A 26415-nucleotide genomic window follows, 5' to 3' on the forward strand; every position below is an offset into this window, starting at 1 on the left:
ACAGTATCAGTTAGTTAGGACAAAATTGCCTATTAAAATGACGCAATCGTTTTCTTTTTTGTCATTTAGTTGTACCATTAGCCGAAAAAAACTTTTTTTAAGGCATGTTTAAATGAGTAATCAATCTTCTGGCTCTTCGCAACAACAGGGTCTGTTTCAGCGCGTGTTTAAATTACAAGAACACGGAACTACTGCTAGAACAGAAATCGTTGCAGGGTTTACCACTTTTCTGACGATGGTCTATATCGTCTTTGTTAACCCCCAAATTCTGTCTGTCGCGGGAATGGATATCAAAGCGGTATTCGTTACCACCTGCTTGATTGCGGCAATTGGTAGTATCTTTATGGGTCTGTTGGCAAATTTGCCAATCGCAGTCGCTCCAGCGATGGGGTTGAACGCCTTCTTTGCTTTTGTGGTGGTCGGTGCCATGGGATATTCATGGCAAGTGGCAATGGGAGCAGTGTTCTGGGGAGCGGTCGGTCTCTTTATTTTGACACTATTTCGCATTCGTTACTGGATTATCGCGAATATCCCTCTTAGTTTACGGGTGGGGATCACCAGTGGTATCGGTTTATTCATCGCCATGATGGGATTGAAAAACTCCGGTATTATCGTAGCAAACCCAGATACTTTAGTTTCAATTGGTAATTTGACTCACCATAACGTTTGGCTGGGTGCATTAGGCTTTTTCATCATTGCTATTTTAGCTGCACGTAATATTCATGCCGCAGTGTTAGTGTCTATCGCGGTCACAACATTGATTGGTCTGGCTTTAGGCGATGTAAAATATAGCGGTATATTCTCAATGCCGCCAAGTATTACCAGTGTGGTGGGGCAAGTTGAATTTGTTGCTTCATTTGACCTCGCGTTATCCGGCGTTATTTTTGCATTTATGTTAGTTAACTTGTTTGACTCCTCTGGCACCATGATTGGGGTTACCGATAAGGCGGGTATTACTAACGAGCGCGGTACTTTCCCCCGCATGAAACAAGCTTTATATGTTGATAGCTTAAGTTCTGTGGCAGGTTCTGCGATGGGAACCTCTTCAGTGACGGCGTATATCGAAAGCTCCTCTGGGGTTTCCGTCGGTGGTCGTACGGGTTTAACGGCAATTGTTGTCGGTGTTTTATTCCTACTGACCATGTTTATCTCTCCGCTGGCAGGCATGGTTCCTGCGTATGCAACGGCGGGTGCGTTGATTTATGTTGGGGTGCTGATGACCTCCAGCTTGACGCGGGTAAAATGGGATGATTTAACCGAATCCGTTCCTGCCTTTATCACTGCGGTCATGATGCCATTCAGTTTCTCAATTACTGAAGGTATTGCGCTGGGCTTTATCGCTTATTGTGCGATGAAAATTGGTACTGGGCGCTGGCGTGATCTGAGCTTGTGTGTCGTACTGGTTGCGATTATGTTTTTGTTAAAAATGATTCTTGTCGACGCCTAATATTCGTCATACTTCAAGCTGTGGCGTTGTTGTCTTCTCTCGGCTACTCGGGTCTCATACTTATGTATGCTCCCCGAGATAACCTCATTAGGCGCCTAGCCACAACTCGAATTATTTAGATCATTGGAAAACTTAAGAAACTTAGAATGGTGATCAGGTGATCATTTTCTTTAGGTAAAAGCTATTTAGAAGATTAATACCCCCTCAGCTGGCTCTCCCTTTTTGTTGCTTGCATGCAACTCGAATTATTTAAGGTATAATCATTAAGGTACTGCTGCGAATGCAAAGTGAGAGAAAATTCACCTAAATTGCAAAGTAGTGCTTTCACCGCTTAAGAGATCCTGCTAGATTCCGCAGCAGAAACTGATTTTATCAAGGTAGCAAACCATGAATTCACCAAAAAAACCAACCAGCAATCTGAAGAAAAAATACCGCAAGACAAAAGAAGAGATTAACGCGGAAGGTCGTGAGCGTAAGCGCGAGAAAAAACATCGCGGTCATAAGTCTGGTAGCCGTAACCAAGATGGCACTTCAAATGGTCAAAAAAATGGGCAAAATACTCAGGCCGACCCACGCCTAGGTAGCAAAAAGCCAATTCCATTAATTGTGGAGGGTAACCAGCCAGTTGCACGCCCTGTTGCGAAAGAAAAAGTCGTCGTTAAAGAAAAAATGACGCCAGAAAAAGAGCTGGAAATGCTAGAAAGCGATGATCGCTTAGATGGCTTACTAGCACGCCTCGAAGAGGGTGAAACCATCACAGAGCAAGAGCAAAAATATATCGAAACTTGCTTAGACCGCATTGATGAGTTGATGAAACTCCTCGGTATTGAATATGTGGAAGAAGAAGGTGACGAAGAGGAAGAAGAGAAGTTTGATGACATTATGCGCATCTTAAAAAGTAAATAATCTCTCCACCTCAATTTTCCTCCTGTAAATTACGGGAGGAAAATTATCACTATCTCCGCGAATCTTCTTTTTCTTTGATGTTGCATCAGATCTGTTTTTCCTAACATCGCTATAATCTTTTCGGTATAGACTCTTTACATAAATCGCCAAAAAATAATCTAAAGAGACATAATTAATAGTGATGCTTTCGAGCTTGTGGTCAATTGAGGAATATGAATGTCAGAGCAAAATATCGTTTGGGATCTTGCGTTAATCCAAAAATATAACTATTCGGGTCCACGCTATACCTCTTATCCAACAGCCTTAGAGTTTAATCAAGACTACGATGAGCAGGCCTTTATTGCAGCCACTCAGCGCTATCCTGAGCGCCCGTTATCTCTGTATGTGCATATTCCGTTTTGCCATAAACTTTGTTATTTCTGTGGTTGCAATAAGCTGGTGACTCGCCAAAAACATAAGGCGGATGAGTATTTACAAGTCATTGAAAAAGAAATTATTCAGCGAGCAGCATTACTTAAAAACCGTACCGTGACTCAGATGCACTGGGGCGGTGGTACACCAACTTACCTCGATAAAGCGCAAGTGAGCCACTTAGTTGGTTTACTGAAAAAACATTTCCATTTTGCACCGAATGCGGAGATGTCCATTGAAGTCGATCCCCGTGAAATTGAACTCGATATGATTGACCACCTACGTAGTGAAGGCTTTAATCGTTTGAGTATGGGGGTGCAAGATTTCAATAAAGAAGTGCAGATTCTTGTTAACCGAGAGCAAGACGAAGAATTTATTTTCGCGTTAATCAAACGCGCAAAAGAAACCGGTTTCACCTCTACCAGTATCGATTTGATTTACGGTTTACCAAAACAAACGCCAGAAAGTTTTGCATTTACTCTGAAAAAGGTTGCCGAGCTAGCGCCAGACCGTTTGAGTGTTTTTAACTACGCCCACTTACCTAATTTGTTTGCGGCGCAGCGTAAAATCAAAGATGAAGACCTACCAACCGCAGAGCAAAAGCTGGATATACTGCAAGAAACCATTGCAACACTGACCTCGGATGGCTACCAATTTATTGGTATGGATCACTTTGCTCGTCCTGAAGATGAGCTAGCAGTGGCACAGCGTGAAGGAATTTTACACCGTAATTTCCAAGGTTATACCACCCAAGGGGACTGCGACCTATTAGGACTAGGGGTTTCGGCGATCAGCATGCTGGGGGATAACTATGCCCAAAACCAAAAAGATTTAAAAACCTATTATGCGCAAGTGGAAGAAAAAGGGCATGCTCTCTGGCGTGGGTTGGTATTAACCGATGATGATTGCCTACGTCGAGATGTTATCAAAACCTTGATTTGTAACTTCCAGCTGAACTTTGCACAAATCGAAGCGCTATATCCCATTGATTTTAAATCTTACTTTAAAGAAGATTTAGAGTTACTGAAGCCAATGGCGGATGATGGGCTGGTGGAAATCAGTGAAACGGGTATCACGGTCACGCCACAAGGGCGTTTGCTGATCCGTAATGTGTGTATGTGTTTTGATGTGTACTTACGAAGTCAAATGCGTATTCGTCAATTTTCCCGCGTCATCTGAATACTCTTCATATTTCGTGCTGTAGCGTAATGTTCGTCATATTTCGCACAATAGCTGCGTTGGCTTTATTCGGCTACTCGGGTCACATACTTTTGTATGCTCCCCGAGATATCCGAATTTTGCCGCCTTGCTCTAGCGCGAACTATTTAGAACATTGGATGTTTGTTAGATAGTTATCTAAAACATTCCAGACTCCAGACTCCAGACTCCAGACTCCAGATTCCAGATTCCAGATTCCAGATTCCAGATTCCAGATTCTGCATATTTCACTGGGGCTAGTGCTTCACTTTTTCGATTAACTGATAAGTTGCGTTGATGCGTTCAGGGATTGGATACCATTGGTTGGAGAGCAACACGATGCCAATTTTTTCCTCTGGAATAAATACCGCGTAAGTGGCAAATCCGCTCGTGGAACCCGTTTTGTTATACAGAGCGCGTGATTCTGGTGGCATTGGCGGTTGAATGGCTTCAACTTTTTGAGGCTTCAACGCCATATCATCGCGATTACCTTGTTGTAATTGCGCCAAAGAAACTGGCCACGGATAGCTTTCCCACATCAAATCTTGTACAAACGAATCCGTCATATACACCCCAGTATGGGTATCTTCCACTGCTTCCTGCCAAGGTTTCTTCACATCGACCACTTGCATATTAATATCTAAAAAACGAATTAAATCTTTGGCTGTGGATTTCAAACCATAAGCCTCGTTATCCAGTATTTGTGGCGTCACTCGGACAGGTTGATGCTGCTTATTATAACCTTGTGCATAATTTTGCTGCTGATCTTGCGGAATCTGTAAATAGGTATGTTTCAGTCCTAACGCCGGTAACATCGTATTTTCCATGGCGTCAGGGAATGTGGTATTCAACTGTTTTGCCGTAATAATTCCCAATAATCCCACACCTAAATTGGAGTAAGAGCGATATTGTCCGGTAGGTTTTTCTGGAGACCATTGCTGATAATAGCTGATTAGCTCGGCACTATTGGTCACAGCATCGGGAACAAAAATGGATAAGCCAGAGGTATGTGTGGCTAAATTCATCACTGTCACTTTATCAAACACCGTATTTTTTAATTCTGGCACATAGTGGCTGACCGCTTGAGAAAAATCGAGTTTACCTTGTCCTTGGGCATAGGCCGCTAAGGTTGCTGTAAATGTTTTTGATAACGAGCCAATTTCATACAGCGTATTATCCGTTACAGGGGCTTTTGTCTGTTTGGATTGAATCCCATAGTGATAAATAAAATGTTTTCCATCGACGGAAATAGCCACAGACATACCCGGAATTTGCTGCTGTTTCATCAGGGGCTTAATAATGCTATCCACATCATGTTGAGTGAATGCAGCACTTGAAAATGAAGCAAATGCCAAACTAAGGGCGATAGCTGTCTGCCCATGATGAAAAATATTTTTCATATCGATATCCATTTAAATGCAAGTTTTAGTTATGATTAGAGGGCGATAAAATTTGCGCTATAACCGTAGGAAGTGTGACTCTGATGGTGGAGTATGCGGTTTTAATTCAATAATTAAAAACGAGATAAAATTCGATGAGGCAAAAGAAAATCTTATGGCTGAAAATTCCCGTCACCGATTACCGCTGAATGCATTGAGAGCATTTGAAGCCTCTGCTCGCCATTTGAGTTTTACGCGCGCAGGGATGGAATTGAATGTGACTCAAGCAGCGGTGAGCCAGCAGGTTCGTTTACTGGAAGAGCAGTTAGGTCTGGAATTATTTATTCGCTTACCAAGGGGCTTGGCTCTCACCGATGAGGGTTCGGCTTTATTGCCTGTTTTAAGCCGCTCTTTTGATCAAATCGAAGCGCTATTACAACAGTTTGACGATGGTCATTATCATGAAGTGTTGAATATTTCTGTAGTAGGAACCTTTGCTGTTGGTTGGCTATTACCGCGTTTGTCTCGTTTTTCTGAACTCTATCCGTATATTGATTTACGGATCATGACCCATAATAACGTGGTGAATTTAGCAGGAGAAGGGGCTGATTTTGCTATTCGCTTTGGGGAAGGTCTATGGCCGTTAGTGGACAATACTCCGTTATTTTCTGCACCGCATACGGTGCTGTGTTCAGAAAAAATTGCCAAGCAACTTAATCATCCTACAGATTTGAAAAACTATCCGTTAATGCGCTCTTATCGCAAAGATGAATGGGAAAAGTGGTTTTTGGCAGCAAAAATTGAACCATGGCGAGTTAAAGGGCCGATTTTTGATTCTTCTCGTTTAATGGTTGAAGCCGCTTTATTTTCCGATAGCGTAGCTATTGCCCCAAGCTGCATGTTTGAGCGTGAGTTAAGTGCGGGGGATGTGGTGCAACCGTTTGATATTTCCGTGACCCTCGGCGGTTATTGGCTAAGCCGTTTGAAATCCAAGCCGATGACGCCAGCGATGAATATTTTTCGGAGTTGGTTACTTGAGGAATCTAAACGATAGTCATATCGGTGCCTAAAAAGTTAGACACCGATTAAAGAAGTAAATTTTTACTTGTGATTAGAATACGATTACTTCTGCTGTGTAATAGTTTTTTTGGAGAGCGTTTTCTTCATTATGGTTATTATGTCTATCAAATTCCGAAAAGAAATAGATTGGTTCTACTGAGAATATTTGAGAGAGAAGGTAAATAGTATCTACGTGGATATTGACTTCTCCATTTTCATAGCGTGATTGATGCTGCTGGCTGATACCCATAAGTTCACTGAGTTTCTTTCCACTCATTCCATGGCTTTCTCTTAGTGTTCTTATTTTTAGACCGACGGATTTGGATATTCGTTTTCCCATGTTATTAACTCCAAATAAATATACATGTAAATTTAATTAATAAAATTTAATTTTTATAGCTAATGAATTATTTGGTTGCGATTGATATATAATAGGTCATTGAAATCAACACTAAAATAACTCACGTATTGTGCTAATCTATCTAAACTAATTCTATTAATACCTCTCTCATATCGTGATTGTTGTTGTTCACTGATACCAATCACTATTGAAACATCTAATAATGAAGCTCCTTGTATTTTTCTATAATATAAAATTCTATCACCAACTAATTTTGATATAGGATAGTATTTAGGCATAGATAACCTCATTTATTAAGTGAATTTCTGTTTTATGTACAAAAATGAATGAAAATATTAGCGTATTTTTTAATCAATAATTTTTAGAATGATATGACTTTTATTACTTTATCAGATGAGATTTTAATTAAGAATAGATTTAGATCATTAAAGCATTTTTTATTAAATTAATATGAATTCAATAACAATCTTTTAATGATGGTTTTTATATATTCATAATTATATAAATCTGAAAATATAAAGATTTATTTTTATATTAAATTCTTCTAATTTTTCATTGAACACTTTATCCAACGCTATTCATAAGTAATATTAACGATTGCTGTGCTATTTGCCTTTCCTGGTGTTATTTTATTTGAAATTTTAATATAACGAGCTTTCCAGTTTAATTTATAATCACCAGCAGGTAATTTACTAACTGTGTTATTTTTAGTTTCCAATTTTATTGGAATATTATTACCATTTAGTAACTGTATTGCTATACCCGTAGCTGAATTATTACCCGATAATTTAATTTTTCCTGTCTCTGTATCTACATAGCCTGCACTGCTAGTAATGGTCGTTTTTATATTCGTTCCAGCGGCACAATTTAGGGTGATTGGTATATTAACACTAGCACTTACATCACCAATATTTTTAAACTGTGTATCGTACCAATCACCTAAATTTACCGTGTAATTATTAGATTTTGTACTACATTGTGCGACGTTTACTCGAACTGCATTTAGTGGAATATTTAATGTACTGATGTTCCAATTTATATGATTGGGATTTTCTTGAGTTAATCGAGCAATAGCACCACTTCTAAGTGTGTTTGATTGTGTCACTCTGCCTCTTTTTTTCAAAACAAAAACCCATCTAGGACTATCAATTGTCCATGTTAGACGGTTAGCTATAGGATATTCTCCATAAAAATCTAAAGCTCCTATACCTAATGCTCTAATTTCTACGTTGACACCAGGAATATTTGTAGGTGCAATTTTATTTAAATTAGGCGTCCAGCCATTGATATAGCTTGCATGTATCCTTGCCTGCCCACATAGCCCATTTTTTTCGGAGAAAGTATTTACATAATCATTGGCAAACCTAATGACAAATACACCTAAATCTCGTGAAGAGTTGTCATCATACTGAACTGTATGTGTCTGCGAAGGTACATTAACATGAATATTTTTTAAGTTAGGATTTTGAATACAGGCTGAATATGCGCTTGTAGAATATAATAATGTCGATGTAACTATTATGTTGAAATTAGATTTTTTCATGGCTTTTTCTCTATAACATTAGATAAGTTTTTTAGATGCTCCTTCTCTATTCGATTAAAATCGAAAAATGTAAATATACTAATCTTAAATATATTTGCATATTGATTTAATCTATCTAAGTTAATTCTATTAAGACCTCGTTCATATCTTGATTGTTGCTGTTGACTCACTCCAATCATTTTTGCTAATTGATTTAGAGTTATTCCATTTGATTTTCGATAGTAAGTTATTTTACTACCAATCATTTTAGATACTGGATAATAATTATTCATTATACTTAACTCCTTATAATGAAATTAAAACAATTTTTTAATTATAAGATAAGGTAAATTCAAGATGGCTTTTAAATGAACCCGTAGTCATTCCGCTGCCGTATCCGGCCATTCTCGCTGAAAACGCAATTTCAGCGCTGTGAGTTTGACTATTAATGGGAACAGTTAGTTTTGTACCATTTTTCACAAGCGATTTATTTGTTCCTGTCGTTAAATTTAATGCTACATTTTTCGCTGTACCATTATTTATAAAATGATCTGGATTTATTGGGTCAATTGTACCGGTTAGCGTAATAATAGCTCCTTTAGTATTTATAGGGCAATTTTTTAATTTAATGGAGAAGTTAACCCAGGATGATGTTTGGGTATTTTTAATATTCCATATGTTAACTTTCTTTAAATCTATTTGATAATTTTTATTATCAACCTCACAGGGCATAGCAGTCACTGAACCAAATATATTTATTTTAACAGCTTCACCCATAGTAAATAAAGAGTATGTAAGGAGTGGTAGTGCAAGCGCTAGTCTTTTCATGTTATCCATCCTTATTTATAAATAGGTAATAGTTGCAGTAATATTAGCAGATATAGAGCCAGGAACTACATTTCCGACAGAGCTAAATGCCCGAGTTCGTAAAGGAATATTAATTGTAGTTTGATTATTTAACGGAACTAGTAAAACTTTATTATTACCAAGAGGGGTTGTCCCACTACTATTTTGTAATTGAATGGCGATATTTGTTGCAGTACCTTGGTTCTTATAAAGACTATTGATATCTGCTGCATCAGCAGTACCAGTAAATGTCAATCTCACCTGATTTATGTAGGTTGAACAGTTGTTTAGACTAATGTTGAATGCAGTCCAACTAGAACCTGATTTTGCTGCATTAAATAATCCAGCAGGTAATTTATTTAGGTCAATATTAATATTGCTCCCACCGGAAATATTACAGGTTGCTGCTTTAATATTCCCTGTGAAGTTTAAATTTATCGTGCTAGCTGCAATAGCTTGATAGCTGATAAATAAGCTAATAATAAAAATAAATTTAATCGATTTCATTTTAATTACCTTTATTCATATCGAATATTGACAGTTGCAGTGGCATTTGCTGTTCCAGGGGTGATACTATCAGCTGTTTTTATATATTGAGCTTTCCAATTAAAAATATAGTCACCAGAAGGCACATTATTTTGCAAACTATTTTTAGTATTTAGCTTGATCGGGTTATTATTTTTATCTAATAATTGTATAGCTATACCTGTCGCACTATTTGTTCCTGTTAATCCTAGTTTTCCTGTGGCAGTATCAACATAACTAGTACTTGTTACGGTTGCTTTAATATTTGTTCCCGCTGCACATGTTAAAGTAATTGGGATGTTTACTGGAGTGCTCGTGGAACCAATATTAGGAAATTTAGTATCATACCAATCCTTCATGTTAATATTGTAAATCGACTGATTATTTTTTAATGAACAATTAACTACAGAAATTCTATAATTATTTGCAAAGCTAAGCGTTGCTCCTAAAAAACTGGTGCCTGTTTTAGTATTGTATTGTGTTAAATTTACAATTTGTCCACTTCTTATCGTACCGGAACTAGCAATTGTTCCTGTTTTTAATATCTCAATGTTCCAACCGACAGGACCTGGTAATTTCCAAGATCCTGATGCTGTAATTGATTTTGTAGGGATATAATCAGGTACGCTAGGGTTATTAAATTTAATCCGTACTCCAACCCCAGGAATATTAGTCGGTACAATTTTACTTGAATTAGCCACCCAGTTATTTACATAGAAAAGATTTAAGTATCCGCCACAATCACTTTCATACTCCATTGAAAAATAATAGTCATCAGTAAATGCTTCAATATAATGCCTTGCCAATACATAGTCATTTGCAAGTAAATTATCATATTGTACATAAATAGTTCTGTCTGGTATGTTGTGATGGGCAGTGTAAGTACCTTTAATGCACTCAGCATAGGATGAGTAAGAATAAAAAAACAGGCACAAGAATAATAAAGTTAATTTATATATTATTTTATTCATTATGATATACCTACTATTGACAAGTTGCAGTAGTTTTATATAAACCCAAATAATTTGATGCACCTGCTAAGTTATAATTAACCTGACACTGCTGCTTATCATTATATTGAATAATAAAATGGCCATTTTCAGCTAGGCCGGATAAATATAATTCACCGTCATTGCCAACCATCCCATTAAGCTGATTGTTATCGGCAAATATAGCTTGTGAGCCAAATGGAACGGGTTTACCGTCAGCAAAGCGAATTACCATAATGGTTCGATAGCCCACGTTGGCTGAAAAACTGGCTTTGGCTATGGCGCCACGACTTGGAGAGACGCTTTGGCTAGTGAGTTCCATTTCGGTATTTTCAGGTAATGCTGAAGTATCAATATCAATCGTGTTTTTACGATAGGCACTGAGATAGGGAACTAAGGCATATCCTTGGTTATTGGTGACGACCCCTGCTTGGTTTAGTATAGGGACATCCCCTGCATTAGGAACTTCAATGATTGCCGCAGTTTCACCAAGTTGTTGGCCGAGCACGAGGCCGCCGGAGTGTACAACTAGACTACCAGGGGTTGTGTGCCCATTTCATCGAAAAGTCCAAAGTTTGCTCCTAGCCCTGTAATATCAAGGGCTACAGATAGTGTGTTATACGACAGTATTAACACTTGATACTATTACATTGAAAAATTAAAGGTTCTAATTTCCTCAGTAAGGAATTATCAATAAATAAAGATAGCGTTCGTTTAGATAATTCATAGGCCAATATATATGTTTTGACGAATGTATTTCCTTGGTATATCTTACACACATTAAATATAGGAGAAAGTATGGAACCACTACTGCTGTTTAAAATTTTAGCCGACCAAACCAGACTGGATATCGTGCTACTGCTAAAAGCATCTGGTGAACTGTGTGTTTGCGACATCTATACGGCCTTGAATTTATCGCAACCAAAGACTTCTCGACATCTAGCAATGCTTAGAGAGTCGGGTCTTTTGCTCGATTCAAAACATGGTAAATGGGTTCATTATCGATTATCTCCAGCATTACTACCGTGGGTGAAAAGTATCATTGATGTCACCTATGCCACAGAGAAAAATAGAGTTGCAGATTTACTCAAAAGCTTAGAGACAAAAGAACCTGCGAGTAGCTGTTCTATATAAAAATTTTTAAGTTAACATATTCGAAAAAACATATATAAGGTTGAGATATGAAAAAATTAGAAGTATTTGATCCCGCATTATGCTGTAGCACTGGTGTTTGCGGAACCGAAGTCGATCAAGCATTGGTAGACTTCGCAACAGATGTGGATTGGTTAAAAAAACAAGGGGCAAGTATAAGGCGTTTTAATTTAGCGCAAGAGCCTATGGAGTTCGTTAACAACACAAAAGCAAAAACATTTTTGGAAACCGCAGGCGCCGAGTCACTTCCACTATTGATTCTTGATGGTGAGATTGTGCTGACTGGTCGATACCCAAAACGACATGAGCTAGCAAGATGGTTTGGTATTCGGCCGAATATTGAAAAAGCCGAAATTGTTAAATCGTGTTGTGGTAATGGTAAAACGTGTTGTTAACAGGAGCAATAAAATGAAATTTTTAGATAACACACCTAATTATTTATTTTTTACTGGAAAAGGTGGTGTGGGTAAAACTTCTATTTCTTGTGCGACCGCAATTAAGTTGGCTGAAAAAGGGAAAAAAGTCTTACTGGTGAGCACTGATCCAGCTTCTAACGTTGGGCAAGTATTCTCTCAATCGATAGGCAACAATATTAAGCCAATAACATGGGTTCCAAATTTATTTGCTATTGAAATAGACCCTCAAGCTGCCGCTGAAGAATATCGAAACAAAATTATTAATCCAATCAAAGAAAGTTTACCTGAAGCGGTAATTCAAAGTATTACGGAACAGCTATCAGGTGCCTGTACCACAGAGATTGCAGCTTTCGATGAATTTACTGGGTTGTTAACCAATACCGAAATTACAAAGCAATTTGACTATATCATTTTTGATACCGCACCAACGGGGCATACCATCCGTTTATTACAACTCCCGAGTGCATGGAGTGATTTTATTACTGATAATCCTGATGGTGCGTCATGTTTAGGGCCAATGTCTGGTCTTGATAAACAACGTGAACAGTACAGCATGGCGGTGGAAGCGTTGAGTGATAAATCACTAACAAGGTTAGTATTAGTTGCACGACCTCAATCAGCGGCATTGAGAGAGGTTGCGAGAACCTATAGCGAGTTGTCATCTCTGGGTATCAGAAATCAGCAATTAATTGTCAATGGTGTTTTCCCTGAAACGGCGGTGACTGAAAATGATAAGTTATCCCATGCGCTCTACTCTCGTGAACAAGCGGCATTAGCATCTATGCCTGAAGCACTACGCTCGTTACCTGTCGATATTATTTATTTACAAAATATCAATATGGTGGGTGTCGATGCACTGAAGCAGTTGTTATCTAATGAGATGCCACAAATTCCAACTATTACCCCGACAAAACAACCTATTTCTTTACCCACCTTGTCAGAACTGGTTGGCGAAATATCTCAGCAACAGCATGGGCTGATTATGTTAATGGGCAAAGGTGGTGTAGGGAAAACAACGATTGCGGCATCAATCGCGGTTAAATTGGCAGAAAAAGGGCTTGATGTACATCTGACTACATCCGATCCAGCCGCGCATATTGAATCAACCCTCGATGGTGTTTTACCGAATCTTCAAGTTAGCCGAATTGACCCTATCGCTGAAACTGAACGTTATCGTCATTATGTCTTAGAAACAAAAGGGAAAGATTTAGATGCAGAGGGGCGCGCATTACTTGAGGAAGATTTGCGCTCTCCTTGTACTGAAGAAATTGCGGTATTCCAGGCTTTTTCTCGCATCATTAGAGACGCGGGTAAACGTTTTGTCGTCATGGATACTGCGCCGACTGGGCATACATTATTACTTCTGGATGCAACAGGGGCATACCATAAAGAAATTGCTAAGAATATGGGTGAAAAAGGCCACTATTTAACGCCGATGATGCAATTACAAGATCCTGAACGCACCAAAGTCATTATTACGACACTCGCTGAAACAACGCCTGTGCTTGAGGCGGAAAATTTGCAAAATGATTTAATACGGGCAGACATACATCCGTGGGCGTGGGTAATCAATAACAGTCTATCTATCACGGAAACAACCTCACCATTGTTACTTTCAAGAGCAGAACAGGAAGTCGCTCAGATTGAAAAGGTGACATCAACATTGGCAAAACGTGTTGCTATTGTTCCTTTGCTTGAAACAGAGCCTGTGGGGATATCTGCATTAAGTCAGCTCGCAGAATAAGTTTTATTTTCTAAAAATAAAAGGTGCGGAAAAGCACCTTTTAAATGAGGTTGTTATGTTTATTGCCGCATTCATTTTTATTTTAACGATCACCTTTGTTATTTGGCAGCCCAAAGGACTGGGTATTGGCTGGAGTGCTACAGCAGGGGCTGTATTGGCACTGATCTTTGGTGTGATCAGTTTTCAAGACATCCCGATTGTTTGGAACATTGTTTGGAATGCCACGGCGACATTTGTCGCCGTAATTATCATTAGCCTACTTTTAGATGAAAGTGGTTTCTTTGAATGGGCGGCATTACATGTTGCCAAGTGGGGCGGGGGTAAAGGAAAACTGTTATTCAGTTATATCGTGTTACTTGGTGCAACGGTTGCGGCCTTATTTGCCAATGATGGCGCAGCATTGATATTAACGCCCATTGTGATTGCGATGTTATTGGCACTTGGTTTCAACAAAGGCACGACATTAGCCTTTGTCATGGCTGCCGGGTTTATTGCAGATACGGCGAGCTTGCCGCTGATTGTTTCGAACCTCGTGAATATCGTTTCTGCGGACTTCTTTAATATTGGATTTACTGAATATGCATCGATTATGGTCCCAGTGGATATTGCAGCAATTATTGCAACATTAGCGATGCTGCATTGGTTTTTCCGCAAAGATATTCCTAAACAATATGATGTTACCAAACTGAGTGAACCGACTTTAGCCATTAAGGACATGACAACGTTTAAAGCAGGTTGGCTGGTATTGGTACTGCTACTTATTGGTTTCTTTGTCTTAGAACCATTAGGTCTTCCAGTGAGTGCAATTGCGGCTATTGGCGCCTTAATTCTTTGGGTGATTGCAGCCAGAGGCCATACGATTAATACCCAAAAAGTATTACGTGGCGCACCGTGGCAAATCGTCATTTTCTCTTTAGGTATGTACTTGGTTGTTTATGGTTTAAGAAATGCAGGGTTAACCGATTATCTTTCTGAAACGCTCAATTACCTTGCAGACAAAGGGTTATGGGCAGCAACAATTGGTACGGGATTTATAACTGCATTTTTATCCTCAATAATGAATAATATGCCAACGGTATTAATTGGTGCTTTATCCATTGAAGGGAGTGAAGCGTCAGGGCTAATTCAACAAGCAATGGTTTATGCCAATGTGATTGGTGCCGATTTGGGGCCTAAGATTACACCTATAGGGAGTTTGGCGACGTTGCTGTGGCTGCATGTTTTATCACAAAAGAACATGAGCATTACATGGGGATACTATTTTAAAACAGGGATCATCATGACACTCCCTGTACTTACCGTCACTCTCGTTGCTTTAGTGCTTCGACTTTCACTGTTAAATTAAGGCTAACCGAATGAATGAAATTACCATTTATCACAATCCAAATTGTGGCACTTCACGCAATACGCTTGCTATGATCCGCAATAGCGGCGTTGAGCCAACGATTATTTATTATTTAGAAACACCGCCGACTAAAGATATGTTAGTACAACTTATTGCTGATATGAATATCACGGTAAGGGCGTTACTACGAAAAAATGTTGAACCGTATGAACAATTAGCTTTAGAAAATGATATTTATACCGATGACCAACTGATTGATTTTATGTTGCAGTACCCAATACTGATTAATAGACCCATTGTTGTTACGCCAATAGGAACTAAACTTTGCCGACCTTCAGAAGTCGTATTGGATATATTACCTCATCCGCAACAACGTGAATTTATCAAAGAAGATGGTGAGGTTATTGTTGATAAACAAGGCATTAGAGTAAAGTAAATCACTGACGATATTTATCATGATGAGCGTACCGATGTATGGCATCAGTACGCTCATGTTAATCCGGTACTTGCTTAAGGTCGTTGATATTGGTATTTTAAAAAAATATACTATTCATAGGAACAGCTGATCATATTATGCGCCTTACTCCACCCTGAGATACCCCCTTCCTTTTAGGTTGATACTAAATCAGCCAATTTCCACATCCCTTCTTTGGGATAATTTCGTTTATTTAAAATATACTCTCCCATCTTGGGATTGATAGATTACAAGGTAGTCTAATATGCTTTTGTCCTCCTCTCGTCAGGACTGGCTGGGTAACATCCGTGGGGATGTCCTAGCCGGTATTGTTGTTGCTTTAGCGTTAATTCCTGAAGCCATCGCATTTTCAATTATTGCAGGCGTCGACCCCAAAGTTGGGTTATACGCCGCATTTTCTATTGCGGTAATTATCGCTTTTATCGGGGGGCGCCCCGGCATGATTTCATCGGCAACTGGTGCAATGGCACTTTTAATGGTCGTTCTGGTGAAAGAACATGGCCTTCAGTACCTATTAGCTGCGACGGTATTAACCGGGATATTTCAAGTTATCGCAGGATATTTAAAGCTCGGTAATTTAATGCGATTTGTTTCACGTTCGGTGGTAACGGGATTTGTTAATGCGCTGGCTATCTTGATTTTTTTAGCGCAACTCCCTGAATTAACCAATGTGAGTTGGCATGTTTATGCAATGACCGCGGCAGGCTTAGGGATTATCTATCTGTTTCCATTAGTCAATAAAACCATTCCGTCTCCATTAGTGTGTATTGTTGTATTAACGATAATTTCAATATGGCTTGGTCTTGATATCCGAACGGTTGGTGATATGGGCGTTCTGCCTGACAGTTTGCCTATCTTTCTTTTGCCCGATATTCCCTTGAATATTGAAACGCTACTTATCATATTACCCTACTCATTAGCGCTTGCTGTTGTTGGCTTATTGGAATCAATGATGACTGCAACGATTGTGGATGATTTGACGGATACAACCAGTGATAAAAATCGAGAATGTAAAGGGCAAGGCATTGCCAATATAGCCACTGCATTTATTGGCGGGATGGCAGGATGTGCGATGATCGGTCAATCCATTATCAATATAAAATCGGGTGGCCGAGGTCGATTATCGACACTGGTTGCGGGTGTTGTTTTATTACTAATGGTGGTTTTTCTTAATGATTGGGTATCAAAAATCCCTATGGCGGCGTTAGTTGCTGTGATGATTATGGTGTCAATTGGGACCTTTTCTTGGCAATCCCTTGCCGATATACGAGTCCATCCGCTATCGACCAGCATCGTTATGATAGCCACCGTCATTGTTGTCGTTTGGACCCATAATCTGGCTTACGGGGTACTTGTCGGGGTGCTCATCGCAGCGCTTAATTTTGCCAATAAAGTCGCGAGATACATGACAGTTACATCAAGACTAGACAGAAAGGTACGTCATTATGAAGTTCGGGGACAAATTTTCTTTGCCACATCGGAACGCTTTGTTAATGTCTTTGATTTTAAAGAAGACATTGATAAAGCGATTATTGATGTGAATCATGCTCATTTTTGGGATATCACTTCCGTCAGCGCGTTAGATAAAGTGGTGATTAAGTTTCGACGTGAAGGCATTGATATTGAAATTAAGGGGATGAATGAAGCCACTGCAACGTTGGTTGATAAGTTTGGTATTCATGACGACCCGGAAAAAATTGAAAAATTCATGGGAGGTCATTAATTATGACAGCAGATATCATTCAAAAAACTTGCGTAATTGGGTGTATTGACCGTTCGCCCTCGGCGATTGCCGTTTGTCACGCAAGTACTTGGATAGCTCAAACACTCAAACTTCCGCTGACACTGTTACACATGAATGAAAAAATCTCGACATCAGCACACCATGATTTAAGTGGGGTCATTGGATTTGATACCCGAGAAACTTTATTGAATGAACTCGTGGATATTGAGGAAAAGCGGGCGCGTTTAACCCGTGAGGAAGGCCGACAATTATTGATGAGTGCAAAAGAAATCACTCAAGATTTAGGTCTTCTTGATGTTAATACACTTCAGCGGCAAGGAGCTTTAGCCGAAGTGCTAAATCAAGATGATACGCATATTGTTGTACTCGGTCGTCGAGGCGAGCAATCTGAATTAACGGGGCATATTGGCCGTCAACTCGAAGGCATTATTCGTCTTCAAAAAAACTCAGTGCTTATCTGTAAGCAAAATTTTACCCCACCAAAAAAGATGATGATTGCGTTTGATGGAAGTGAGGAAGGTGAACGCGTCATTCATCGGTTAACACAAGTGAAATTATTAGCCGGTAGTGATTGCTATCTGGTAATGCACGGTAACCAAGACAGTCAACTCAAAAAAGCACAAAACCGACTTCATCAAGCCGACATTAAGGTGAAAGCCAATTTACTTGAGGGTGCCGATAGCATCGTTGATGAATTGTGTAACTTTGCAGTACAACACCATATTGATTTGATCATCATGGGGGCTTTTGGTCATTCGCGAGTGAAGCAATTTTTTACCGGAAGTCATACGACAGAGATGATACATAAAACGCCCGTGTCATTACTCATCATTCGTTAGTTTTTTCGTCTATTGTCATTATTACCAAGAGAGGTGACTCACTTTCGTCACCTCTCTATCATAATAAGTGGCTACGATTTATCCACAATATGAATAAAGTGAATGTGTTTTTCATATTGATCGAGGATATCATGAATAATCTGCGCTTCACTCCATCCCATAATATCGTAGTCCTGCCCACCTTCCTTTAAATAGACTTCAGCGCGGTAATATTTCTGAGGTTCATTATTTTCATCATCATCCATCCCCACTAATGCAAAAGACGGCGTCAGGTAGTCCCGTAATCGTATTTCATAGAGAAAATTGAGACTCTCACCAAATTGCACTTCCAGAGTCACCCTATCGTCCTTATTATGGATAGCGGCCTCTGTGCTCTGCTTTTCCAACTCAGTGATGACAGATTGCATAGCGGGCTCAATCACTTCTGTCATGAAACGTTTAACCTGATTACGTTTAGGGAAGAAGGCTATTTTACGTAATCGACGCTCCCATGATAACCCCCCACGTCCTGTATTCGGTGCTAAAGTGGCAAGCTGTTGACTGTCTTTTTTGTAAACATCAATACGTAAGGCTTTTAGCAATCCGACGATAGCAGTCAATAAAATAATCGCAAAGGGTAGCGCGGTAGCAATTGTCATGGTTTGTAATGCCGTTAATCCTCCGGCCAGTAAAAGTGTGATTGCAACGGCCCCCATCAAAAAGGCCCAAAAAATACGTTGCCATACTGGCGTGTGAATTTCACCACCGGAGGCTAACGTATCGACAACCATCGCACCGGAATCCGCGGATGTCACAAAAAAAACAATGACCATCAGCATCGCGACAAAAGAAAGGGCAGATGAAAACGGAAAGTAATTTAAAAATTCAAATAAAGCGAGAGCAACGTCTTTTTGAACCACTTGCGCCAACATTTCTGCCCCATTATCGCGGATCAGATGGATGGCACTATTGCCAAAAAAAGTCATCCAAAGTAGCGTAAACCCGGCAGGGACAAACAGAACGCCAGTGACAAACTCGCGAATGGTACGCCCTCGAGAAATTCTGGCGATAAACATCCCGACAAAAGGCGACCATGAAAGCCACCATCCCCAATACAATAATGTCCATCCCCCCAACCATTCACTGGATTGCGGTTCATAAGCATAAAGATTGAAGGTTTTATTGATAATATCTGAAAGATAAGCGCCTGTATTTTGGACAAAAGATTTGAGTAACAATACGGTCGGGCCTAAAATCCCAATCAATAGCAGTAACAATCCGGCTAAACTGAGATTGATCTCAGAGAGAATTCGTATCCCTTTATCTAAACCACTGACCACCGATAACGTGGCTAATCCCGTGATCACCACAATCAAAATCACTTGCATCGTTGGACTAACGGGAAAACCAAAGAGGTGTGCTAATCCTGCATTCACTTGCAAAACACCAAAGCCTAATGATGTCGCCACCCCGAAAACGGTGCCGACAACAGCAAAAATATCGACAGCATGACCAATAGGTCCATAAATCCGTTCACCAATGATCGGGTAAAGTGCTGAACGTAAGGTGAGCGGTAAGCCATGTCGATAACTAAAAAAAGCGAGAATTAAGGCGACAATCGCATAAATCGCCCAAGCATGTAGTCCCCAATGGAAAAACGTAATTTCCATCGCTTCTCTTGCAGCTTGAACTGTCTGTGGGTCTCCAATGGGAGGAGCAAGATAATGCATCACGGGTTCTGCGACCCCAAAAAACATAAGCCCAATTCCCATTCCAGCAGAAAACAACATAGCAAACCAGGAAAGATAACTGAATTGGGGCTGGGAATGGTCAGGACCCAATTTAATTTCACCAAATCGAGAGAGGCCTAAATAGGCGACAGTCAATAAAATTAAGGCAACAGCCAGAATATAAAACCAGCTGGCATTCTCAAAAAGTTGTGCCTGTAGAGCTTTGAGCAAAATTTCAGAACGTTGAGGAAAAATAGCGGCTATTGCAACGACACATATAATAATAAAAGCGGAAACAAAGAAAACGGGCGGATTTATCTTCCCCCACGTTTGAGACTTTTGTGGTGATAATGACATTCAATCTCCCTTTTAATGCGTGCTCATGATTGTCATGAAGCTCGGTTTATTGTGATAAATATAAGTTATTTAATTAAAAAGTATCCAATCACTTGTTTATACTTAAATATCTCTCTCATGTCATTCCACGCGGTATGACTCATTGTTGAGTAACATAAACTTGATAAACGAATAGAGGGACATTTATTGCGCTATTTTCATCGATTTTGATACTTTCGAAATAGTATGCCGCGAACAACCTATCAGGTTTTCTATTTGGCTATAGCTTTTTTTCTCCATCAGAAGGCCTTCAATTTTTTGGTGTAATATTTTGTTGATCGGACGGCCTTTATACTTCCCTTCTTGTTTGGCTTTTTGCACTCCTTGCGCTTGACGACGCCGTCTATCTTCGTAATCCTTTCTTGCAACCGCTGCCAGCATGTCTAACATCATACTGTTAAGGGCAGCAAGCATTCGTTCTGTAAATTCATCGGTGCGACTCATAAACTGGTAACTGGTTGGGAGGTCTAAAGAAACGACCTTTAACCCTTTGTGTCCAATGAGATATTTTAATTTTTCCCAGTCATCGGCATTCAAGCGGCTAATTCTATCTACCTGTTCAACTAAAATAATATCACCGGGCATGGCCACATTGAGTAAGCGAAAGAGTTCAGGTCTGTGAAGCTGAGCGCCTGACTCATTTTCTTCAAACCAGCAGGCAATTTGTAGCCCCATTCCTTCAGCAAATTTCAACAGTTCATTTTTTGCTCTTGACGCATCCTGTTCATGCGTAGAAGCACGTAGATATCCATAAATTCGTATATTTGTCTTCATCGGTGCACTATACATTGGTGTTGTTATAGTAGTGCATTATACATCTATTTTTTATACTTATTACACTAGAGTTTACCTAGTGTAGTTAAGGTAGACTTAAATTGCACTTTTATATCGATTACGCGCGCGTCCATTATATGATGTTGTTTATTTTTAGAGGATAGAACATAACCACAATGAAAGAGATTAAATCAGGCCGTATTCAAATTTTGACAGAACAGGAGATTCATGAGCTCTATTCTCGTCCAATATTTAATCAAATTGAGCGTGAAGAATATTTTTCATTAGATCCGAGTATAAAAAAAATCCTCACTAAAATGGGAAAAATTGAAACGAAAATATATTTAATTCTTCTGATTGGTTATTTTCGCGCGAAGCCTGTTGTCGCTCAATTTAAACTACGAGAGGTTAAACAAGATGTCGACTATATTTATGCGACACATTTTCCAAATAGAAAGCCGAAATACCCCTTTATTGCTAAAAGTACTCGAGCAACATTGATCGCTAAAATGCATGAAATACTGGGTTTTTCGCGGTTATTAAGACAAGATAAACAAGCCTTGATAGAGCGTTTGGGTGATGTCGCAACAATCTGTACATACCCCAAATATATTTTTGATGAATGCCTCGCTTTTTTAGGTCAAAACAGAATTGGATTAGTGGGTTATTCCACTTTGCAAAATATGATCACCACGGTTTTAGCTAATGAGAGGCATCGTACCGAGTTGATCCTTTCAAATAGCGTGCCACCAATAATACATAAAAAATTAAAGAAGATACTGCATACAAAAGGGGTTTTAAATAGTCTATCTGGCCAACAAGGCGCAGCTAAAGATTTTACACCGACAGAGCTCGCAAGTGAAATTGAAACGCATAATGCCATAAAAAGTGTTTATCCCGACGTAAAACGTCTTGTTGGTGAATTGGGATTATCATTAGGTAATTTAAGCTATTATGCATCGATTATTCAACATCAATCGATTTATAAAATTCGTCGATTTCCCGAATGGCAAGGCATGTTATATCTGGTTTGTTATCTATTTTTTCGCTACCAAGAAACTAATGATAAATTGGTAACAGCTTTTTTATATGTGACGAGAAAGCAAAGGGAAGCTGCGAGTGCTTTAGCTAAGTTACGCATTGCAGAAGAACTGGAAATTATTCGTGAAAAGTTAATGCATGCGGGTAATATTTTACACCTCTTTGTTGATGAAAACGTCAGTGACAATACGCAATTTGGTGATATTCGCCAAAATGCATTTGCAATGATGTCTAAAGATGAAATTCAGTTAATAAGTCAACATCTTAATAAGAATAGTTTTGATAAAACCCATTATGAGTGGCTATACATTGATACACAATACAGAAAAATTGCGAATACAATGAGGTCACTCTTTCTCGCGATTGATATCGAGTGCGAACCAGGATTACAACTACTATCTTCCCAATTATTAACAGCAAAATCAGAACTTCAAAAAGATAAGCACATTTCTACCGTCGATCAGCGGTTACTGTTAAAAAACGATAAACCTTTTATCCTGATAGATGAACAGGTTAATACTCAACGATTTGAATACTATTTATACCAAAAAGTGGCTCGGATGATTGAGAGTAACAATATTTACATCAATGAAAGCGCCAGCAACAAGCGTTTAGACGATGATCTGATTTCAGCCACCGAGTGGAAAAAAAGCCATGTCATCATTCAAAAAACAGGATTAACTCGGCTCAATACACCGATACAACAAACGCTTTCGGAATTAACGCAAAAACTGAGAGACCAAATGGAGCGAATTGGTCGCAATATCCATGATGGAGCCAATGATTTCGTGACACTTCAACCGCGTTCAAATCAGTTAACATGGAAACTGGCGAATAAACGCTGGAAAGATGACATTGATAATCCCATATATAACCAGCTCCAACATATGGGGATCATTGAAATTATGGACTATGTTCATCAAAAAACGGGTTACTTAGATGCATTTAAAAATATCGCATCAAAAAAGAAAAACACTAAGGCCAAAGAGGGCGATTTACTCGCTTGCATATTTGGAAATGGCTCAAACTATGGTGTTCATCATATGTCATCAATATCAGATAGAGCCATCGGTGTGCTTAGAGCCGTCAATGATGGTTATATTAGGCCTGAAACAACGAGTGAAGCTAATGATATGATAGCTGATGCTTTAGCAAAACTCCCCATTTTCAAATATTATACGATTAACGAAAGTGCCCCATTTGGTAGTATTGATGGCCAAAAACATGGTTGCCGAATCAATACATTTAAAGCCCGTTTTTCTGCTAAATATTTCCGAAAAGGGAAAGGCGTATCAGCACTCACATTAGTTTCAAATCATGTACCAATAAATACGAAAGTGATTTCAGCCAATGAATATGAGGCTCACCACGCATTCGATTTACTCTATAATAATACCAGCCATATTCAGCCCAAAACATTAGCAACAGACACGCATGGCGTTAACAATGTAAACTTTGCTATCCTTGATCTCTTTGGGTATCAGTTTGCCCCGCGATATGCAAAATTTAAACACGTTTTTAATGAATTGTTTGAGATCGAGTATGATGAAATCCTTTCCCTGAAACTTAAAAAATCGCTCAACTTATCACTCATTCAAGAAGAGTGGGAAAATATTCAATGGATAATTTGTTCATTAAGCCGTAAAACGACGACACAAAGCACGGTGATTACTAAGCTTTCTAACAGTAAGAAAAACAATCGCACCTTAGCGGCTCTTCGTGAATATGACCGAATAATTAAGTGTTTATACGTTCTCGATTATGTTGATGACAAAATGCTCAGGCAGTTTGTCCAACAAGCACTTAATCGGGGTGAGGCTTACCATCAATTACGGCGTGCAATTGCGTCAATTAATGGTAATCAATTCAGAGGTGGCGATGATTACCAGATAGAACAATGGAATGATTGTGCTCGTATCATTGCTAACTGCATTATTTATTATAATTCTGCATTATTATCCAGTTTGATTGAAAAATTTGCGCGTGAAAATAATCAAGAAGCGGTGAATATGATAGCTGAGTTATCACCTGTCGCATGGCAGCATATACAGCTGGCCGGTAATTACACCTTTGGCCTTAAAAAAGATAATATTGTACTGGAAAGATTACTGGAGAATTTAGATCCTCTTATTTCAGAAGAGTCGTTAAGCTTAGCGGCATAGTCTATTAATATTATTAAACTATATATCGGCTGTAGTCCTTGATATCAAAGGGCTACAAGCAAACTTTGGACTTTTCGATGAAATGGGCACACAACCCCATCTAAATTCGTTTGTAAATCAAACTCTTCATTTCTCATTGCTCTCAAAGAGCGCTTTAGTAATGGAAGTTGTGCTTTAGGACTTGCTTGCGTGAATGATGCCCATTCTGAACTATTCCAAAACCATGAAGGTACCTGTAATTGGTTTTCACCATCTTCTGCTTCAACCTTAAACACTCTGCCTTTAAATTTTGTAGTTGGCCCCAAAGCACGTGTATACTCGCCATTTGGGTCTAATATAATAAATCTTGCGTTTGGTTTTATTTCTGATTCCATTGCAGCCTCGAGTGACCACTGGATTAACCCTGCAACAGAACAAGACTTACCACTACCCGTATTACCAAGTACTGCTATATGACGACCAAATAATCTGTCGGGATCTACAGCCACATTAGCATTGTTAGCAAGTGGGCTTTGCCCAATAATCACCCGTCTATTATTACCAGACTCGACAATTGATCTAAGCTGTAAATCTGTTGGTAGTAAAATAGCTGAACCAATAGAAGGAAATGATTCAGAACCGCGTTGAAATATAAAATAATCAGTACCATCTTTTGAAAAACGTTTAAGATTCCCTACCGGATTTAAACTTATTTTTTTTCGAGGGAATGGCAGATTTACTAAACCAAAATCTTGGATATCCCTTTGTTTGGGATAAGGCGAATGCTCAACTGCAAGCCACTCTATTTGCCCAACTAAGTAACCATTGTCACATGAGACTAATACATAGCTGTTTACTCTAGGAAAATTTCTAGGTGTTCCTGCATTCAAAGCGACAGAATCAGGCGAGTCGATATCTAATAGTGCCCTAATCTCGTTGGGTGAAACAAAATCGACAGTGCCAACCCTGAGTTGCTCACCTTGTTCAATGGGGAATGAGTTCATTCAGCATCCTCACTATTATTTGGTTTTGTTGCACGATATAAACCTCGTGATTTTAATAGCTCAGCCATACGAATTGATGATCTGTCTATCGCGGCTTTAGGAAGATAAAAATCAATTAATTTTTTTAGATCTCCAAAATGATCTCCCAGCAATAAAGATATTTGAGCTTTTCTTCCACTATCATTTATAAAACGCATAATTCTTCCAAGCGGATCACCGTAAGCAATTATGACTATATGCGTTGAGGGGATTGTCAACATATCAATTATAAGCCGATTTATATGCTCATCTCCAAAACTATAACCATATGTTACCAAGGTGCTATTAGGACGACATGTTGCAGATGCTAAATCCCTAAATAGCTCAACATAAGGATATTCAGATGTTTCACGGTCTTTAACTGAATTTGGATAAATCATTAATTGTTGATAATTTGCAGTTCCGGCTGTTTCCACTTGTAAAAAGGGTTCAACCGAGCTAGCTCCAAATGGCAATCCAAAACGCCTTATAGCCCCTTCAGTAGCATACCAGTCCAATGAACCATGTAATTTAGTAAAGCGCGCCACACCTTCCAAATATCTTGGTTCACCCCGAATACCTGGTGGATTGTAATGATAATCCACTTCTAATCGCGAAGATCTAAAAATCGGCGCTATGGTACCGACAAATCTGTCAATTAAACGAAGACCTGCTATTTCAGCGCCCGTTTCAATTATTCTGTCGTAATTTGTCGTAAAAATATGTAATCGATCCCTAGTTGCTGTTCGACTTGAAAAACTCATCAAAAAACTCACTAAATAATTAAACGTTTCTGTTTTTAAATCATTGCTTGCATCACGAATTAATTTTTCCCCATGACTAACTGGGGACGTCTCAGAAAACGGAAAATAAAGCACGTTAAGCCCATTGCAGACGCTAGATATTGACGAGTACGTCGGGTTTTCTCTTGTTTGAGTTGCCTCTTGTGGTAGGATAGTAATCAATTACTATCCT

The 26415-nt window shown here is 39.1% G+C and carries 24 protein-coding genes and 1 pseudogene; 12 read left to right on the forward strand and 13 right to left on the reverse strand.

Annotated features, from left to right (window positions below; genetic code table 11):
* Positions 1-112 precede the first annotated feature (112 nt).
* From EL244_RS01230 to hemN, 3 genes are all read left to right on the forward strand, one after another.
* Positions 113-1447 (forward strand): NCS2 family permease, encoded by a 1335-nt coding sequence (locus EL244_RS01230; RefSeq protein WP_126458200.1) that lies wholly within the window; start codon positions 113-115, stop codon positions 1445-1447.
* 387 nt (positions 1448-1834) lie between these two features.
* Positions 1835-2353: a Der GTPase-activating protein YihI gene (gene yihI / locus EL244_RS01235; protein ID WP_126458203.1), complete on the forward strand. Its 519-nt coding sequence runs from the start codon at positions 1835-1837 to the stop codon at positions 2351-2353.
* A 216-nt stretch (positions 2354-2569) separates the two neighbouring features.
* Positions 2570-3943: an oxygen-independent coproporphyrinogen III oxidase gene (hemN, locus tag EL244_RS01240; protein WP_126458205.1), complete on the forward strand. Its 1374-nt coding sequence runs from the start codon at positions 2570-2572 to the stop codon at positions 3941-3943.
* A gap of 275 nt (positions 3944-4218) precedes the next feature.
* Here hemN and ampC read toward each other — a convergent pair whose 3' ends face one another.
* Positions 4219-5361 (reverse strand): class C beta-lactamase, encoded by a 1143-nt coding sequence (ampC, locus tag EL244_RS01250; RefSeq protein WP_126458208.1) that lies wholly within the window; start codon positions 5359-5361, stop codon positions 4219-4221.
* Positions 5362-5515: 154 nt separating this feature from the next.
* Between ampC and EL244_RS01255 the strand changes: the two genes are divergently transcribed.
* Entirely contained in the window at positions 5516-6394 is an 879-nt protein-coding gene (locus EL244_RS01255; RefSeq protein WP_126458210.1) for a LysR substrate-binding domain-containing protein, read from the forward strand.
* A 57-nt stretch (positions 6395-6451) separates the two neighbouring features.
* On the opposite strand, the gene EL244_RS01260 is transcribed toward EL244_RS01255, so the two are convergent.
* The 8 genes and pseudogenes from EL244_RS01260 to EL244_RS01295 all read right to left on the reverse strand — a co-directional run.
* Positions 6452-6739, reverse strand: a complete 288-nt coding sequence (locus EL244_RS01260) for a helix-turn-helix domain-containing protein (protein ID WP_126458213.1) — start codon at positions 6737-6739, stop codon at positions 6452-6454.
* Between the two features lie 59 nt (positions 6740-6798).
* On the reverse strand, positions 6799-7050 hold the full coding sequence (locus EL244_RS18170; protein ID WP_336426540.1) for a helix-turn-helix domain-containing protein: 252 nt from the start codon (positions 7048-7050) through the stop codon (positions 6799-6801).
* 284 nt (positions 7051-7334) lie between these two features.
* Positions 7335-8303 (reverse strand): fimbrial protein, encoded by a 969-nt coding sequence (locus tag EL244_RS01270; protein WP_126458216.1) that lies wholly within the window; start codon positions 8301-8303, stop codon positions 7335-7337.
* Positions 8300-8575: a helix-turn-helix domain-containing protein gene (locus tag EL244_RS01275; RefSeq protein WP_126436254.1), complete on the reverse strand. Its 276-nt coding sequence runs from the start codon at positions 8573-8575 to the stop codon at positions 8300-8302. The genes EL244_RS01270 and EL244_RS01275 overlap by 4 nt, the downstream gene beginning before the upstream one ends.
* A gap of 37 nt (positions 8576-8612) precedes the next feature.
* Positions 8613-9119, reverse strand: coding sequence for a fimbrial protein (locus EL244_RS01280; RefSeq protein WP_006813808.1), 507 nt, complete (start codon positions 9117-9119; stop codon positions 8613-8615).
* Positions 9120-9125: 6 nt separating this feature from the next.
* On the reverse strand, positions 9126-9635 hold the full coding sequence (locus EL244_RS01285; RefSeq protein WP_006813807.1) for a fimbrial protein: 510 nt from the start codon (positions 9633-9635) through the stop codon (positions 9126-9128).
* An 11-nt stretch (positions 9636-9646) separates the two neighbouring features.
* Positions 9647-10627 (reverse strand): fimbrial protein, encoded by a 981-nt coding sequence (locus EL244_RS01290; RefSeq protein WP_172597535.1) that lies wholly within the window; start codon positions 10625-10627, stop codon positions 9647-9649.
* 10 nt (positions 10628-10637) lie between these two features.
* Positions 10638-11180 (reverse strand): annotated as a pseudogene (locus EL244_RS01295) (fimbria/pilus outer membrane usher protein); the annotation flags it as partial.
* 260 nt (positions 11181-11440) lie between these two features.
* Here EL244_RS01295 and EL244_RS01300 point away from each other — a divergent pair.
* The 7 genes from EL244_RS01300 (at position 11441) to EL244_RS01330 (ending at position 18357) form a co-directional block, all read left to right on the forward strand.
* Positions 11441-11776, forward strand: a complete 336-nt coding sequence (locus EL244_RS01300) for a metalloregulator ArsR/SmtB family transcription factor (RefSeq protein WP_042847035.1) — start codon at positions 11441-11443, stop codon at positions 11774-11776.
* A 47-nt stretch (positions 11777-11823) separates the two neighbouring features.
* Entirely contained in the window at positions 11824-12189 is a 366-nt protein-coding gene (gene arsD / locus EL244_RS01305; RefSeq protein WP_042847034.1) for an arsenite efflux transporter metallochaperone ArsD, read from the forward strand.
* A gap of 13 nt (positions 12190-12202) precedes the next feature.
* Complete coding sequence (gene arsA / locus EL244_RS01310) at positions 12203-13954, forward strand: arsenical pump-driving ATPase (protein WP_102140129.1); 1752 nt, start codon at positions 12203-12205, stop codon at positions 13952-13954.
* 55 nt (positions 13955-14009) lie between these two features.
* Positions 14010-15299, forward strand: a complete 1290-nt coding sequence (locus tag EL244_RS01315) for an arsenic transporter (protein WP_042849114.1) — start codon at positions 14010-14012, stop codon at positions 15297-15299.
* A 10-nt stretch (positions 15300-15309) separates the two neighbouring features.
* Entirely contained in the window at positions 15310-15735 is a 426-nt protein-coding gene (arsC, locus tag EL244_RS01320) for a glutaredoxin-dependent arsenate reductase (RefSeq protein ID WP_042849113.1), read from the forward strand.
* 283 nt (positions 15736-16018) lie between these two features.
* Positions 16019-17497, forward strand: a complete 1479-nt coding sequence (locus EL244_RS01325) for a SulP family inorganic anion transporter (protein ID WP_042849112.1) — start codon at positions 16019-16021, stop codon at positions 17495-17497.
* A gap of 2 nt (positions 17498-17499) precedes the next feature.
* Positions 17500-18357 carry a universal stress protein gene (locus tag EL244_RS01330; protein ID WP_052219461.1) on the forward strand — a complete coding sequence of 286 codons (858 nt, stop codon included), beginning with the start codon at positions 17500-17502 and terminating at the stop codon, positions 18355-18357.
* Between the two features lie 71 nt (positions 18358-18428).
* Here the strand turns inward: EL244_RS01330 and EL244_RS01335 are convergent, their stop codons facing one another.
* Positions 18429-20423 (reverse strand): BCCT family transporter, encoded by a 1995-nt coding sequence (locus EL244_RS01335; protein WP_042849111.1) that lies wholly within the window; start codon positions 20421-20423, stop codon positions 18429-18431.
* A 183-nt stretch (positions 20424-20606) separates the two neighbouring features.
* Positions 20607-21236: a recombinase family protein gene (locus tag EL244_RS01340; RefSeq protein ID WP_172412315.1), complete on the reverse strand. Its 630-nt coding sequence runs from the start codon at positions 21234-21236 to the stop codon at positions 20607-20609.
* 176 nt (positions 21237-21412) lie between these two features.
* Here EL244_RS01340 and EL244_RS01345 point away from each other — a divergent pair, with 176 nt between their 5' ends.
* Complete coding sequence (locus EL244_RS01345; protein WP_042849110.1) at positions 21413-24439, forward strand: Tn3 family transposase; 3027 nt, start codon at positions 21413-21415, stop codon at positions 24437-24439.
* A 44-nt stretch (positions 24440-24483) separates the two neighbouring features.
* Here EL244_RS01345 and EL244_RS01350 read toward each other — a convergent pair whose 3' ends face one another.
* Both EL244_RS01350 and EL244_RS01355 read right to left on the reverse strand, forming a co-directional pair.
* On the reverse strand, positions 24484-25422 hold the full coding sequence (locus EL244_RS01350) for a helicase HerA domain-containing protein (RefSeq protein ID WP_230084827.1): 939 nt from the start codon (positions 25420-25422) through the stop codon (positions 24484-24486).
* On the reverse strand, positions 25419-26318 hold the full coding sequence (locus EL244_RS01355; protein WP_232004559.1) for an SIR2 family protein: 900 nt from the start codon (positions 26316-26318) through the stop codon (positions 25419-25421). The genes EL244_RS01350 and EL244_RS01355 overlap by 4 nt, the downstream gene beginning before the upstream one ends.
* Positions 26319-26415: the final 97 nt, after the last annotated feature.

Origin of the sequence: Providencia rustigianii, assembly GCF_900637755.1 — a bacterium.
In the GTDB taxonomy this organism is placed as follows: Bacteria; Pseudomonadota; Gammaproteobacteria; order Enterobacterales; family Enterobacteriaceae; genus Providencia; species Providencia rustigianii.

Excerpts from the sequence above, each read along its gene's own strand:
- EL244_RS01230 (WP_126458200.1), top strand. The coding sequence starts at position 113 with ATGAGTAATCAATCTTCTGGCTCTTCGCAACAACAGGGTCTGTTTCAG.
- yihI (WP_126458203.1), top strand. The coding sequence starts at position 1,835 with ATGAATTCACCAAAAAAACCAACCAGCAATCTGAAGAAAAAATACCGC.
- hemN (WP_126458205.1), top strand. The coding sequence starts at position 2,570 with ATGTCAGAGCAAAATATCGTTTGGGATCTTGCGTTAATCCAAAAATAT.
- ampC (WP_126458208.1), bottom strand. The coding sequence starts at position 5,361 with ATGAAAAATATTTTTCATCATGGGCAGACAGCTATCGCCCTTAGTTTG.
- EL244_RS01255 (WP_126458210.1), top strand. The coding sequence starts at position 5,516 with ATGGCTGAAAATTCCCGTCACCGATTACCGCTGAATGCATTGAGAGCA.
- EL244_RS01260 (WP_126458213.1), bottom strand. The coding sequence starts at position 6,739 with ATGGGAAAACGAATATCCAAATCCGTCGGTCTAAAAATAAGAACACTA.
- EL244_RS18170 (WP_336426540.1), bottom strand. The coding sequence starts at position 7,050 with ATGAGGTTATCTATGCCTAAATACTATCCTATATCAAAATTAGTTGGT.
- EL244_RS01270 (WP_126458216.1), bottom strand. The coding sequence starts at position 8,303 with ATGAAAAAATCTAATTTCAACATAATAGTTACATCGACATTATTATAT.
- EL244_RS01275 (WP_126436254.1), bottom strand. The coding sequence starts at position 8,575 with ATGAATAATTATTATCCAGTATCTAAAATGATTGGTAGTAAAATAACT.
- EL244_RS01280 (WP_006813808.1), bottom strand. The coding sequence starts at position 9,119 with ATGGATAACATGAAAAGACTAGCGCTTGCACTACCACTCCTTACATAC.
- EL244_RS01285 (WP_006813807.1), bottom strand. The coding sequence starts at position 9,635 with ATGAAATCGATTAAATTTATTTTTATTATTAGCTTATTTATCAGCTAT.
- EL244_RS01300 (WP_042847035.1), top strand. The coding sequence starts at position 11,441 with ATGGAACCACTACTGCTGTTTAAAATTTTAGCCGACCAAACCAGACTG.
- arsD (WP_042847034.1), top strand. The coding sequence starts at position 11,824 with ATGAAAAAATTAGAAGTATTTGATCCCGCATTATGCTGTAGCACTGGT.
- arsA (WP_102140129.1), top strand. The coding sequence starts at position 12,203 with ATGAAATTTTTAGATAACACACCTAATTATTTATTTTTTACTGGAAAA.
- EL244_RS01315 (WP_042849114.1), top strand. The coding sequence starts at position 14,010 with ATGTTTATTGCCGCATTCATTTTTATTTTAACGATCACCTTTGTTATT.
- arsC (WP_042849113.1), top strand. The coding sequence starts at position 15,310 with ATGAATGAAATTACCATTTATCACAATCCAAATTGTGGCACTTCACGC.
- EL244_RS01325 (WP_042849112.1), top strand. The coding sequence starts at position 16,019 with ATGCTTTTGTCCTCCTCTCGTCAGGACTGGCTGGGTAACATCCGTGGG.
- EL244_RS01330 (WP_052219461.1), top strand. The coding sequence starts at position 17,500 with ATGACAGCAGATATCATTCAAAAAACTTGCGTAATTGGGTGTATTGAC.
- EL244_RS01335 (WP_042849111.1), bottom strand. The coding sequence starts at position 20,423 with ATGTCATTATCACCACAAAAGTCTCAAACGTGGGGGAAGATAAATCCG.
- EL244_RS01340 (WP_172412315.1), bottom strand. The coding sequence starts at position 21,236 with ATGAAGACAAATATACGAATTTATGGATATCTACGTGCTTCTACGCAT.
- EL244_RS01345 (WP_042849110.1), top strand. The coding sequence starts at position 21,413 with ATGAAAGAGATTAAATCAGGCCGTATTCAAATTTTGACAGAACAGGAG.
- EL244_RS01350 (WP_230084827.1), bottom strand. The coding sequence starts at position 25,422 with ATGAACTCATTCCCCATTGAACAAGGTGAGCAACTCAGGGTTGGCACT.